Origin of the sequence: Escherichia sp. E2586 (genome assembly GCF_005781105.1) — a bacterium.
Lineage (GTDB): Bacteria > Pseudomonadota > Gammaproteobacteria > Enterobacterales > Enterobacteriaceae > Escherichia.
In genome coordinates, this window is sequence record NZ_VATN01000004.1 from 183,021 (window position 1) to 196,230 (window position 13,210).

The following is a 13,210-nucleotide window of genomic DNA, read 5'->3' on the forward strand; positions in this document are numbered from 1 at the left end:
GGACTTGAACCCCCACGTCCGAAAGGACACTAACACCTGAAGCTAGCGCGTCTACCAATTCCGCCACCTTCGCATACCATCAATTCTTAAAAAAGAATTGCTACCACGGAGGCGCATTCTAGTGGTTTTCAGCTTTTCGTCAATAGTTAATTATCGCCTGATGTGTAATTGCTGGAAAAATGGCCATCAGCGGATTGTGGATAATTCGTTTGTCGGTCGGATAAAGCGTTCACGCCGCATCCAGCACGGCATACGGGCGCAGATGCCAGATGCGACGCAGGCGCGTCTTATCTGGCCTACGGGTAACGTACATTGGTTGGATAAGGCGTTCACGCCGCATCCAACACGACATGCGGCGACAGGTGCCAGATACTTAACCTTTCTTCGCCTGGCGGGTCATAATAGCGCGATACACCTTGAAGCGCCCGGTTTGCGCGATAACTTCATGGAAGCCAAATGTCTCATCCAGCACATCCGGATAAGGCAGGAAGGCGTTCGCTACAATTCGTAACTCGCCGCCGCTGTTAAGATGACGCACCGCGCCGCGAATCAGCGTTTGCGCCGCATCCAGGCTGGTTTGCATCCCATCGTGGAACGGCGGATTGGAGATGATCATATCAAAACGACCTTTCACCTCGGAAAAGACGTTGCTGGCAAAGACTTCACCTTCAACACCGTTGGCAGCAAGCGTCGCACGGCTGGCTTCTACCGCTGGCGCAGAGACATCGCACAGAGTGAGACGAATTTTTGGCGAATGGCGCGCAAAGGCAACCGAAAGCACGCCCGCGCCACAGCCGACATCCAGCACTTTACCTTTGGTGTGCGGAGTTAACGTCGAGAGCAGCAACTGGCTACCGACATCCAGACCGTCGCGGCTAAACACGCCAGGCAGTGTTTTGACCGTCAGGCCATCAACGCTGTATTCGCCCCAGAATTTATCGGCATCAAACACCGGCTGTTTTTCCAGACGACCAAAATAGAGGCCACAGCGACGGGCGCTGTCGACTTTATTCAACGGCGCATAATCGGCCAGCATCTGCTCGGCGCTGCGCACGCCGCTGCGGTTCTCGCCAACGACAAAAATATCTGTCCCCACTGGCAGCAGAGAAAGTAAATTCATCAACTGGAACTGGGCTTCCGGTTTGTTCTTCGGCCAGTAGTAAATCAGCGTATCGCAATCTGCGACATCATCCGCCGTGGCGACCAGACTGAAACGGGCGTTATCCCCCATCTGGCGGCTTAATACCTGCCAGTGGTGGAATTGCTGGGTATGAGCACGGCTGGCCGCGGTATCTAAACGCGCGGGCAGGTCATCCTGTAAGTCTCCGGCAAACAGAATACGGCTTTGTTCGAAATCATCACTGTGACGCAGCAAGACTTCACTTGCCGGGGTAAATGCAGACATGGAATGCTCCTCAATTGATACTGGCGGCGATTATAGCCATATGTTGGCGCGGTATCGACGAATTTGCTATATTTGCGCCCCTGACAACAGGAGCGATTCGCTATGACATCCCGACGAGACTGGCAGTTACAGCAACTGGGCATTACCCAGTGGTCGCTGCGTCGCCCTGGCGCGTTGCAGGGGGAGATTGCCATTGCGATCCCGGCACACGTCCGTCTGGTGATGGTGGCAAACGATCTTCCCGCCCTGACCGATCCCCTGGTGAGCGACGTTCTGCGTGCATTAACCGTCAGCCCCGATCAAGTGCTGCAACTGACGCCAGATAGGATCGCGATGCTGCCGCAAGGCAGTCGCTGCAACAGCTGGCGGTTGGGTACTGACGAACCGCTATCACTGGAAGGCGCTCAGGTGGCATCACCGGCGCTCACCGAATTACGGGCAAACCCAACGGCACGCGCCGCATTATGGCAACAAATTTGCACATATGAACACGATTTCTACCCTCGAAACGACTGATTTACCAGCGGCTTTCCACATTGAACAACGCGCCCACGCCTTTCCGTGGAGTGAAAAAACGTTTGCCAGCAATCAGGGCGAGCGTTATCTCAACTTTCAGTTAACGCAAAACGGCAAAATGGCGGCGTTTGCGATTACGCAAGTGGTGCTGGATGAAGCTACATTGTTCAATATTGCGGTCGATCCCGACTATCAGCGTCAGGGGCTGGGAAGGGCGCTGCTGGAACATCTGATCGACGAACTGGAAAAACGCGGCGTGGCGACGCTCTGGCTGGAAGTCCGTGCCTCAAACGCTGCCGCCATTGCCCTGTACGAAAGTTTAGGCTTTAACGAGGCGACGATTCGCCGCAATTACTACCCCACCACGGACGGTCGCGAAGACGCCATTATCATGGCGTTGCCAATCAGTATGTAAGACAAGGTGGAATAATGAAGTGGGACTGGATTTTCTTTGATGCCGATGAAACGCTGTTTACCTTTGACTCATTCACCGGCTTGCAGCGGATGTTTCTTGACTACAGCGTCACCTTTACCGCTGAAGATTTTCAGGACTATCAGGCCGTTAACAAGCCACTGTGGGTGGATTATCAAAACGGCGCGATCACTTCATTACAGCTTCAGCACGGGCGTTTTGAAAGTTGGGCCGAACGGCTGAACGTCGAGCCGGGTAAACTCAACGATGCCTTTATTAATGCGATGGCAGAAATCTGCACGCCGCTGCCGAGCGCGGTTTCCCTGCTTAACGCCATTCGTGGTAACGCCAAAATCGGCATAATCACCAACGGTTTTAGCGCCTTGCAGCAAGTGCGTCTGGAACGCACGGGCCTGCGTGATTACTTCGATTTGCTGGTGATTTCCGAAGAAGTTGGCGTTGCCAAACCGAATAAGAAAATTTTCGATTATGCGCTGGAACAGGCGGGCAATCCTGACCGTTCACGCGTGCTGATGGTTGGCGACACTGCCGAGTCCGATATTCTCGGTGGCATCAACGCCGGGCTTGCGACCTGCTGGCTGAATGCGCACAATCGCGAGCAACCAGAAGGCATCGCGCCCACCTGGACCGTCTCTTCGTTGCACGAACTGGAGCAGCTCCTGTGTAAACACTGATTGCCTCCCCCCCGTTGATGGGTAAAATAGCCGCAATTTTTCGTTTTCAACAAGCGCGGCGCGATGCCGCTTACTCAAGAAGAAAGAATTATGACGTTGTCTCCTTATTTGCAAGAGGTGGCGAAGCGCCGCACTTTTGCCATTATTTCTCACCCGGACGCCGGTAAAACTACCATCACCGAGAAGGTGCTGCTGTTCGGACAGGCCATTCAGACCGCCGGTACAGTAAAAGGCCGTGGTTCCAACCAGCACGCTAAGTCGGACTGGATGGAGATGGAAAAGCAGCGTGGGATCTCCATTACTACGTCTGTGATGCAGTTTCCGTATCACGATTGCCTGGTTAACCTGCTCGACACCCCGGGGCACGAAGACTTCTCGGAAGATACCTATCGTACCCTGACGGCGGTGGACTGCTGCCTGATGGTTATCGACGCTGCAAAAGGTGTTGAAGATCGTACCCGTAAGTTGATGGAAGTTACCCGTCTGCGCGATACACCGATCCTCACCTTCATGAACAAACTTGACCGTGATATCCGCGACCCGATGGAGCTGCTCGATGAAGTTGAGAACGAGCTGAAAATCGGCTGCGCACCGATCACCTGGCCGATTGGCTGCGGCAAGCTGTTTAAAGGCGTTTACCACCTTTATAAAGATGAAACCTATCTCTATCAGAGCGGTAAAGGCCACACCATTCAGGAAGTCCGCATTGTTAAAGGGCTGAATAACCCGGATCTCGACGCAGCTGTCGGTGAAGATCTGGCACAGCAGCTGCGTGACGAACTGGAACTGGTGAAAGGCGCATCTAACGAGTTTGACAAAGAGCTGTTCCTTGCGGGCGAAATCACCCCGGTATTCTTCGGTACTGCGCTGGGTAACTTCGGCGTCGATCATATGCTGGATGGCCTGGTGGAGTGGGCGCCTGCGCCGATGCCGCGTCAGACCGATACCCGTACCGTAGAAGCGAGCGAAGATAAATTTACCGGCTTCGTATTTAAAATTCAGGCCAACATGGACCCGAAACACCGCGATCGCGTGGCGTTTATGCGTGTGGTGTCCGGTAAATATGAAAAAGGCATGAAACTGCGCCAGGTGCGCACCGCGAAAGATGTGGTGATCTCCGACGCGCTGACCTTTATGGCAGGCGACCGTTCGCATGTTGAAGAAGCGTATCCGGGCGACATCCTTGGTCTGCACAACCATGGCACTATTCAGATCGGCGACACCTTTACCCAGGGTGAGATGATGAAGTTCACCGGTATTCCGAACTTCGCGCCAGAACTGTTCCGTCGTATCCGGCTGAAAGATCCGCTGAAGCAAAAACAGCTGCTCAAAGGGCTGGTACAGCTTTCCGAAGAGGGCGCGGTGCAGGTATTCCGTCCGATCTCCAACAACGATCTGATCGTTGGTGCGGTTGGTGTGCTGCAGTTTGATGTGGTGGTATCGCGCCTGAAGAGCGAATACAACGTCGAAGCGGTGTATGAGTCAGTCAACGTCGCCACCGCTCGCTGGGTAGAATGCGCGGACGCGAAGAAATTCGAAGAGTTCAAGCGTAAGAACGAAAGCCAACTGGCGCTGGATGGCGGCGACAACCTCGCTTACATCGCTACCAGCATGGTCAACCTGCGCCTGGCGCAGGAGCGTTACCCGGACGTTCAGTTCCACCAGACCCGCGAGCATTAATTCTTGCCTCCAGGGCGCGGTATCCGCCGCGCCCTGTCAATTTCCCTTCCTTATTAGCCGCTTGCGGAATGTTCTTAAAACATTAGCTTTTGCTTATGTTTGCGCGTTTTTTAGTCGATACGGCGAGCGGTTTCAAAATTGTGATCTATATTTAACAAAGTGATGACATTTTTGACGGCTTTAAATACCGATCAATACGTAGATATCAGTATTTAAAACCGTTAACTGTCATCCGATTGATATTAATAACTGATTCAGAGGCTGTAATGGTCGTTATTCATCACTCATCGCTTTTGTGATGGCGATCATTGACTTCTGTACAGGGTGAAGTCTCTCCCTTTCAGCAATGCAACCTCGTGTTGCCTGGCTCAAATTACGAGCAAACATACAGGAATAAATCGATGACTATGACAAGACTGAAGATTTCGAAAACTCTGCTGGCTGTAATGTTGACCTCTGCCGTCGCGACCGGCTCTGCTTTTGCGGAAAACAGCGCGCAGACAACCAATGAAAGCGCAGGGCAAAAAGTTGATAGCTCTATGAATAAAGTCGGTAATTTCATGGATGACAGCGCCATCACCGCGAAAGTGAAGGCGGCCCTGGTGGATCATGACAACATCAAGAGCACTGATATCTCTGTCAAAACCGATCAAAAAGTGGTGACCCTGAGTGGTTTCGTTGAAAGCCAGGCCCAGGCCGAAGAGGCTGTGAAAGTGGCGAAAGGCGTTGAAGGCGTGACCTCTGTCAGCGACAAACTGCACGTTCGCGACGCTAAAGAAGGTTCTGTGAAGGGCTATGCGGGTGACACCGCCACCACCAGTGAAATCAAAGCCAAACTACTGGCGGATGACATAGTCCCTTCCCGTCATGTGAAAGTTGAAACCACCGACGGTGTGGTTCAGCTCTCCGGTACCGTCGATTCCCAGGCACAAAGCGACCGTGCTGAAAGTATCGCCAAAGCGGTAGATGGTGTGAAAAGCGTTAAAAATGATCTGAAAACTAAGTAATTCGTCGTAATTCGTTCTCCCGAACTTTGTCGGGAGGCGCGATGTGCACCACACTAAAAATATCGCATTGAGTGATTTTCACGCTCATATCAAGCGGTGACATTAACTATGGTAAAGGAGACGCTTATGTTTCGTTGGGGCATCATATTTCTGGTTATCGCGTTAATCGCCGCCGCACTTGGGTTTGGTGGTCTGGCCGGTACCGCTGCAGGCGCAGCTAAAATTGTCTTTGTCGTCGGGATTATTCTGTTCCTGGTGAGTTTGTTTATGGGCCGAAAACGACCCTAGATTTCAAACTATTAAGAAAATTTTATACAAGGCCAGTCCAGCGGACTGGCTTTTGCGGTTTTAGCGAATAATAAATTGCGTTACTTTGTCAGTCTTTCACAACAAAAACAGGAAGGCAGAGGTGGGGCAGCGAATACCTGTAACGCTTGGTAATATTGCGCCGTTGTCGCTAAGGCCGTTCCAGCCTGGACGAATTGCTCTGGTATGCGAAGGCGGCGGGCAGCGTGGAATTTTCACGGCTGGTGTGCTGGATGAGTTTATGCGCGCGCAGTTTAATCCTTTCGATCTTTATCTCGGCACATCTGCCGGGGCGCAGAACCTTTCGGCATATATCTGCAATCAGCCCGGTTACGCGCGCAAAGTCATCATGCGCTATACCACAAAACGCGAATTTTTCGATCCAGTGCGCTTTGTCCGTGGAGGAAATCTTATCGATCTCGACTGGCTGGTGGAGGCCACCGCAAGCCAGATGCCGTTGCAAATGGACACCGCCGCGCGGCTGTTTGACAGCGGTAAATCCTTTTATATGTGTGCCTGTCGTCAGGATGACTACGCGCCGAATTACTTTTTACCAACCAAACAAAACTGGCTGGATGTGATTCGCGCCTCCAGTGCGATACCTGGTTTTTATCGTAGCGGAGTGTCGCTGGAAGGCATTAACTACCTGGATGGTGGGATCAGTGATGCGATTCCGGTTAAAGAGGCGGCAAGGCAGGGAGCAAAAACGTTGGTCGTCATCCGCACCGTGCCGTCACAAATGTACTACACGCCGCAGTGGTTCAAGCGCATGGAACGCTGGCTGGGTGACAGTAGCCTGCAGCCGCTGGTCAATCTGGTGCAGCATCATGAAACCAGCTATCGTGACATTCAGCAGTTTATTGAGAAACCACCGGGCAAGCTGCGGATATTCGAAATTTATCCGCCGAAGCCATTGCATAGTATTGCGCTCGGTAGTCGGCTTCCGGCGCTGCGCGAAGATTACAAACTTGGGCGCTTATGCGGGCGCTATTTCCTCGCGACGATCGGCAAACTGTTAACTGAAAAACCGCCGCTTACCCGCCATATGGTGCCGGTGGCAACAGCGGAGTCGATTGTCATCCCGCCAGCGCCAGTCGCCAACGATACGCTGGTTGCCGAAGTGAGCGACGCTCCGCAGGCGAACGACCCGACATTTAACAATGAGGATCTGGCTTGATTTGCCGTTTTATCGACACCCACTGCCATTTTGATTTCCCGCCGTTTAGCGGCGATGAAGAGGCCAGCCTGCAACGCGCGGCACAAGCGGGCGTAGGCAAGATCATTGTTCCGGCAACCGAGGCGGCAAATTTTGCCCGCGTGTTGGCACTGGCGGAAAATTATCAGCCACTGTATGCCGCATTGGGCTTGCATCCGGGTATGTTGGAAAAACATAACGATGCATCGCTGGATCAGTTACAGCAGGCGCTGGAAAGGCGTCCGGCGAAGGTGGTGGCGGTGGGGGAGATCGGCCTGGATCTCTTTGGCGACGATCCGCAATTTGAGAGGCAGCAGTGGTTGCTCGACGAACAACTGAAACTGGCGAAACGCTACGCTCTGCCGGTGATCCTTCATTCACGGCGCACGCACGACAAACTGGCGATGCATCTTAAGCGTCACGATTTGCCGTGCACTGGCGTGGTTCACGGTTTTTCCGGCAGCTTGCAGCAGGCCGAACGGTTTGTACAGCTGGGCTACAAAATTGGCGTAGGCGGTACTATCACCTATCCACGCGCCAGTAAAACCCGCGATGTCATCGCAAAATTACCGCTGGCATCGTTGTTGCTGGAAACCGACGCGCCGGATATGCCGCTCAACGGTTTTCAGGGGCAGCCTAACCGCCCGGAGCAGGCTGCCCGTGTGTTTGCTGTGCTTTGCGAGTTACGTCCGGAACCGGCGGATGAGATTGCGCAAGCGTTGCTTAATAACACGTATACGTTGTTTAACGTATGTGGGTAGTTTGTCTTTCGTGCCGGATAAGGCGTTCACGCCGCACCCGGCAGTTGGCGCACAATGCCAGATGCGACGCTGACGCGTCTTATCATGCCTACAGGCCTGTGCCGATTCGTAGGTCGGATAAGGCGTTCACGCCGCATCCGGCAGTCGGCGCACAATGCCTGATGCGACGCTTGTCGCGTCTTATCATGCCTACAAGTCTGTGCCGAACCGTAGGCCGGATAAGGCGTTCACGCCGCATCCGGCAGTCGGTGCACAATGCCAGATGCGACGCTTAACGCGTCTTATCATGCCTGGAGGCCTGTGCCGATCCGTAGGCCGCATCCGGCATGTCACAAATACAGCGCCGGAAATATCAACCGGCTCACCCCGCGCTCCCGTAACGCATCAGCCAACTGCTCAACGTCTTCCGGTGTGGCGCTCGCCCAGCTTTGCGCCTCGCCATACACGCCGTGGGCATGAAACGCGTTCAGGCGAACCGGAACATCGCCAAGCCCCTTGATAAACGCCGCCAGTTCTTCGATGTGTTGCAAAAAATCCACCTGGCCTGGAATTACCAGCAAACGCAGTTCCGCCAGCTTGCCGCGCTCTGCCAGCAAACAGATGCTGCGCTTAATCTGCTGATTATCGCGTCCGGTTAGCTGTTGATGGCACGCGCTCCCCCACGCTTTGAGATCGAGCATCGCGCCGTCGCACACCGGGAGTAATTTTTCCCAGCCGGTTTCGCTCAACATACCGTTACTGTCCACGAGGCAGGTGAGATGGCACAGTTGCGGATCGTTTTTGATGGCAGTAAACAGCGCCACCACAAACGGCAGCTGGGTCGTGGCTTCGCCGCCGCTCACCGTTATCCCTTCAATAAACAGCACCGCTTTGCGGACATGGCTAAGCACCTCGTCCACGCTCATGGATTGCGCCATTGGCGTGGCATGTTGCGGACACATCTTCAGGCAGGTATCACATTGCTCGCAGACCATAGCGTTCCACAGCACTTTGCCGTCAACAATCTGCAACGCCTGATGCGGACACTGTGGCACGCACTCTCCGCAATCATTACAGCGCCCCATCGTCCACGGATTGTGACAATTTTTGCAGCGCAGATTGCAGCCCTGCAAAAACAGAGCCAGACGACTGCCTGGCCCGTCAACGCAGGAGAAGGGGATAATCTTACTGACTAAAGCGCATCTGCTGTTCATGGCTTATCACGCGCGGCTGGCGTTCCAGAATACGAGTGTTACGTGCGGCCTCTTCGCCCAGCCAGGTGGTGTTGGTGCGTGAACCTTCGGCGCGATATTTTTCTAAATCCGACAAACGCACCATATAACCGGTAACGCGAACCAGATCGTTACCGCTGATATTGGCGGTAAACTCACGCATTCCGGCTTTAAAGGCACCGAGGCAAAGCTGTACCAGCGCCTGCGGATTACGTTTGATGGTTTCATCGAGCGTCAGAATGTCGCTGATGCCGGAATAATAATAAGCATGATGCGGGGCGACAGTTTGCAGATGGGTGATCGGATCTGGCTCATCGCCATACGGCAAGCGTGCGCCCGGCGTGGTGCCGATATCAGAACTGATCCCCGACTGTGCGTGCAACATGGCGCGTTTTTGCCAGCCATATTTCACAGGGGTATTGGCGACAAACTCCGCCAGTTGCGCGCTGATGCGATAACCCACTTCATTTGCAGCGGTTTCTTTACCGTAGCGCGCGGCAATCCCTTCTTTCTCGCACAGCAAGTTAACCGCTTCCGCCAGCCCATACATGCCAAACATTGGCACAAAACGTTCAGGGTTAATCAGCCCTTCTTTCACCAGGAAGCTATTCTCAAAGAAGTGTGATTGTTGATAGAGGAATTCACACCGCGCATCGATGATGGCGATCTGCTGTTGGCAGTAGTGCGGTAGAGTGCGCGTAAAGAAGTCTTCCAGCGATTCACTGCGCTCGGCAATGGCTTTCAGGTTAAGGCGCACCAGCGTGCTGCCACCCCCCGCCAGCGGCAGTGAGTTGTAACAGCTCACAATCCCGTAGCCCCCTTTTGTGAAAATTTTATCATGCACCGGACCGTTGGCGATGTGCGGTTTGCTACATTCACAGATGTTTTTCGCCACTTCCAGCAGCAGGTCATCAGGGGTAATTTCAGGATCGTAGATAAAGGTCAGGTTCGGTGAAACCTGCTTCAGCTCCGCGTCTGCGCGTAAAATCGCTCGGGTAATAGGCGAGTCAGACGGGCCGATATTGGCGTGCATAAAGGCATCTGGCAGGGTTCTGTCGAGGTAACGCCAGAAACGTTTTATTCGAATGTCGATCTCGTCTTGTGTTAGAATTCTAACATACGGTTGCAACAACGCATCCAGCGGCCCCAGGTAGACCGGCATCGATGTGACCGAAGGGACATGATGATAAAGAATGGTCAACAGAGAGAGCGCGTCATCAAGATCTTTCGCGCCTTCCAGCTCCAGCCATTCGGAACCGTTCGCCAGAAAACGGGCGTAATCGGGTAAGACATAGCGCGGTTTGTACGGCGCATGACCTTCAAACATATCGCAGATTACGCCTTCATCCAGCGCGCGGCGGGCTTCGGCAGGCAGCTGCGGATAAGGCAGATTGTTTTCTGCTTCCAGCGCCAGAAAATGGCGTTTCTGCTCCGGACTAAGCACCGGGCTTGTGACAATTTGCTGGCAACGTTGTTGCAGTGCAATCTCGTGAGAAGTGGGCATCTTCTTTTCCTTTTATGCCAAAGGTGATGCGCCATTGTAAGAAGTTTCGTGATGTTCACTTTGATCCTGATGCGTTTGTCACCATCGGTGCATTCATTTGAAAGTGAATTATTTGAACCAGATCGCATTACCGTAATGCAAATTTGTAAGTAGATTTTCTTAATTGTGATGTATATCGAAGTGTGTTGCGGAGTCGATGTTAGAATACTAACAAACTCGCAAGGTGAATTTTATTGGCGACAAGCCAGGAGAATGAAATGACTGATCTGAAAACAAGCAGCCTGCGTGCACTGAAATTGATGGACCTGACCACCCTGAATGACGACGACACCGACGAGAAAGTGATCGCCCTGTGTCATCAGGCCAAAACTCCGGTCGGCAATACCGCTGCTATCTGTATCTATCCTCGCTTTATCCCGATTGCTCGCAAAACGCTGAAAGAGCAGGGCACCCCGGAAATCCGTATTGCTACGGTAACCAACTTCCCACACGGTAATGATGACATTGAAATTGCGCTGGCAGAAACCCGTGCGGCAATCGCCTACGGTGCTGATGAAGTTGACGTGGTGTTCCCGTACCGTGCGCTGATGGCGGGCAACGAGCAAGTTGGTTTTGATCTGGTGAAAGCCTGTAAAGAGGCTTGCGCGGCAGCGAATGTACTGCTGAAAGTGATCATCGAAACCGGCGAACTGAAAGACGAAGCGCTGATCCGCAAAGCGTCTGAAATCTCCATCAAAGCGGGTGCCGACTTCATCAAAACCTCTACCGGTAAAGTGGCAGTGAACGCGACGCCGGAAAGCGCGCGCATCATGATGGAAGTGATCCGTGATATGGGCGTAGAGAAAACCGTTGGTTTCAAACCGGCGGGTGGCGTGCGTACTGCGGAAGATGCGCAGAAATATCTCGCCATCGCAGATGAGCTGTTCGGTGCTGACTGGGCAGATGCGCGTCACTACCGCTTTGGCGCTTCCAGCCTGCTGGCAAGCCTGCTGAAAGCGCTGGGCCACGGCGACGGTAAGAGCGCCAGCAGCTACTAAGTAAGATGCTTTGCGCCTGATGCGCTGCGCTTATCCGGCCTACGAGACGTATCACCCGTAGGCCGGATAAGGCGTAGACGCATCCGGCAAAAGCCGCCTCATACTCTTTTCCACGGGAGGTTACCTTGTTTCTCGCACAAGAAATTATTCGTAAAAAACGTGATGGTCATGCGCTGAGCGATGAAGAAATTCGTTTCTTTATCAACGGCATTCGCGACAACACTATCTCCGAAGGGCAGATTGCCGCCCTCGCGATGACCATTTTCTTCCACGATATGACGATGCCGGAGCGTGTCTCGCTGACCATGGCGATGCGAGATTCAGGAACCGTTCTCGACTGGAAAAGCCTGCATCTGAATGGCCCGATTGTTGATAAACATTCCACCGGTGGCGTCGGCGATGTCACTTCGTTGATGTTAGGGCCAATGGTCGCAGCCTGCGGCGGTTACATTCCGATGATCTCCGGTCGCGGCCTCGGTCATACTGGCGGCACGCTCGACAAACTGGAATCCATCCCTGGCTTCGACATCTTCCCGGATGACAACCGTTTCCGCGAAATCATTAAAGACGTCGGTGTGGCGATTATCGGCCAGACCAGCTCACTGGCTCCGGCGGATAAACGTTTCTACGCGACCCGCGATATTACCGCAACCGTGGACTCCATCCCGCTGATCACCGCCTCAATCCTGGCGAAGAAACTGGCGGAAGGTCTGGACGCGCTGGTGATGGACGTGAAAGTGGGTAGCGGCGCGTTTATGCCGACCTACGAACTCTCTGAAGCCCTTGCCGAAGCGATTGTTGGCGTGGCTAACGGCGCTGGTGTGCGCACCACCGCGCTGCTCACCGATATGAATCAGGTGCTGGCCTCCAGTGCAGGTAACGCGGTTGAAGTACGTGAAGCGGTGCAGTTCCTGACGGGTGAGTATCGTAACCCGCGTCTGTTTGATGTCACGATGGCGCTGTGCGTGGAGATGCTTATCTCCGGTAAACTGGCGAAAGATGACGCCGAAGCGCGCGCAAAATTGCAGGCGGTGCTGGACAACGGTAAAGCGGCAGAAGTCTTTGGTCGTATGGTGGCAGCACAAAAAGGCCCGACCGACTTCGTTGAGAACTACGCGAAGTATCTGCCGACAGCGATGCTGACGAAAGCAGTCTATGCTGATACCGAAGGTTTTGTCAGTGAAATGGATACCCGTGCGCTGGGAATGGCAGTGGTTGCGATGGGCGGCGGTCGCCGTCAGGCATCTGACACCATCGATTACAGCGTCGGCTTTACTGATATGGCGCGTCTGGGCGACCAGGTAGACGGTCAGCGTCCGCTGGCGGTTATCCACGCGAAAGACGAAAACAGCTGGCAGGAAGCGGCGAAAGCGGTGAAAGCGGCAATTAAACTTGCCGATAAAGCACCGGAAAGCACACCAACTGTCTATCGTCGTATCAGCGAATAACGGTATACTGATCTGATCATTTAAATTTGAAGC

The 13,210-nt window shown here is 53.6% G+C and carries 13 protein-coding genes and 1 tRNA gene (1 of these 14 running past the window's edge); 10 read left to right on the top strand and 4 right to left on the bottom strand.

Going from position 1 to position 13,210, the window contains the following annotated elements; all coding sequences use genetic code 11:
* Nucleotides 1-73 (bottom strand) — tRNA-Leu (locus tag FEK50_RS24300) (it extends 86 nt beyond the left edge of the window).
* 300 nt (nucleotides 74-373) lie between these two features.
* Nucleotides 374-1,405, bottom strand: coding sequence for a 16S rRNA (guanine(1207)-N(2))-methyltransferase RsmC (rsmC, locus tag FEK50_RS04035; RefSeq protein WP_001272323.1), 1,032 nt, complete (start codon nucleotides 1,403-1,405; stop codon nucleotides 374-376).
* 102 nt (nucleotides 1,406-1,507) lie between these two features.
* On the opposite strand from rsmC, the gene holD reads away from it, so the two are divergent.
* From holD to FEK50_RS04075, 8 genes are all read left to right on the top strand, one after another.
* On the top strand, nucleotides 1,508-1,921 hold the full coding sequence (holD, locus tag FEK50_RS04040) for a DNA polymerase III subunit psi (RefSeq protein WP_131161283.1): 414 nt from the start codon (nucleotides 1,508-1,510) through the stop codon (nucleotides 1,919-1,921).
* On the top strand, nucleotides 1,890-2,336 hold the full coding sequence (rimI, locus tag FEK50_RS04045) for a ribosomal protein S18-alanine N-acetyltransferase (RefSeq protein ID WP_131161282.1): 447 nt from the start codon (nucleotides 1,890-1,892) through the stop codon (nucleotides 2,334-2,336). Before holD ends, rimI begins: the two co-directional genes overlap by 32 nt.
* A 14-nt stretch (nucleotides 2,337-2,350) precedes the next feature.
* Nucleotides 2,351-3,028: a pyrimidine 5'-nucleotidase gene (gene yjjG / locus FEK50_RS04050; RefSeq protein ID WP_131161281.1), complete on the top strand. Its 678-nt coding sequence runs from the start codon at nucleotides 2,351-2,353 to the stop codon at nucleotides 3,026-3,028.
* A gap of 90 nt (nucleotides 3,029-3,118) precedes the next feature.
* Nucleotides 3,119-4,708 (top strand): peptide chain release factor 3, encoded by a 1,590-nt coding sequence (gene prfC / locus FEK50_RS04055; protein ID WP_000175943.1) that lies wholly within the window; start codon nucleotides 3,119-3,121, stop codon nucleotides 4,706-4,708.
* Between the two features lie 401 nt (nucleotides 4,709-5,109).
* Nucleotides 5,110-5,715 (top strand): molecular chaperone OsmY, encoded by a 606-nt coding sequence (gene osmY, locus FEK50_RS04060; protein ID WP_130217540.1) that lies wholly within the window; start codon nucleotides 5,110-5,112, stop codon nucleotides 5,713-5,715.
* A gap of 126 nt (nucleotides 5,716-5,841) precedes the next feature.
* Entirely contained in the window at nucleotides 5,842-6,003 is a 162-nt protein-coding gene (locus FEK50_RS04065) for a DUF1328 family protein (protein WP_000490275.1), read from the top strand.
* A 121-nt stretch (nucleotides 6,004-6,124) separates the two neighbouring features.
* Nucleotides 6,125-7,198, top strand: a complete 1,074-nt coding sequence (locus FEK50_RS04070; RefSeq protein WP_131161280.1) for a patatin family protein — start codon at nucleotides 6,125-6,127, stop codon at nucleotides 7,196-7,198.
* Complete coding sequence (locus FEK50_RS04075) at nucleotides 7,195-7,977, top strand: metal-dependent hydrolase (protein WP_131161279.1); 783 nt, start codon at nucleotides 7,195-7,197, stop codon at nucleotides 7,975-7,977. Before FEK50_RS04070 ends, FEK50_RS04075 begins: the two co-directional genes overlap by 4 nt.
* A 329-nt stretch (nucleotides 7,978-8,306) precedes the next feature.
* Here FEK50_RS04075 and FEK50_RS04080 read toward each other — a convergent pair whose 3' ends face one another.
* Together FEK50_RS04080 and FEK50_RS04085 are read right to left on the bottom strand one after the other, a co-directional pair.
* Entirely contained in the window at nucleotides 8,307-9,170 is an 864-nt protein-coding gene (locus tag FEK50_RS04080) for a YjjW family glycine radical enzyme activase (protein ID WP_131161278.1), read from the bottom strand.
* Nucleotides 9,142-10,692: a YjjI family glycine radical enzyme gene (locus FEK50_RS04085; protein ID WP_131161277.1), complete on the bottom strand. Its 1,551-nt coding sequence runs from the start codon at nucleotides 10,690-10,692 to the stop codon at nucleotides 9,142-9,144. The genes FEK50_RS04080 and FEK50_RS04085 overlap by 29 nt, the downstream gene beginning before the upstream one ends.
* A gap of 257 nt (nucleotides 10,693-10,949) precedes the next feature.
* Between FEK50_RS04085 and deoC the strand changes: the two genes are divergently transcribed.
* Nucleotides 10,950-11,729, top strand: coding sequence for a deoxyribose-phosphate aldolase (deoC, locus tag FEK50_RS04090; protein WP_088544469.1), 780 nt, complete (start codon nucleotides 10,950-10,952; stop codon nucleotides 11,727-11,729).
* Nucleotides 11,730-11,854: 125 nt separating this feature from the next.
* Nucleotides 11,855-13,177 carry a thymidine phosphorylase gene (gene deoA, locus FEK50_RS04095; protein WP_000477811.1) on the top strand — a complete coding sequence of 441 codons (1,323 nt, stop codon included), beginning with the start codon at nucleotides 11,855-11,857 and terminating at the stop codon, nucleotides 13,175-13,177.
* Nucleotides 13,178-13,210: the final 33 nt, after the last annotated feature.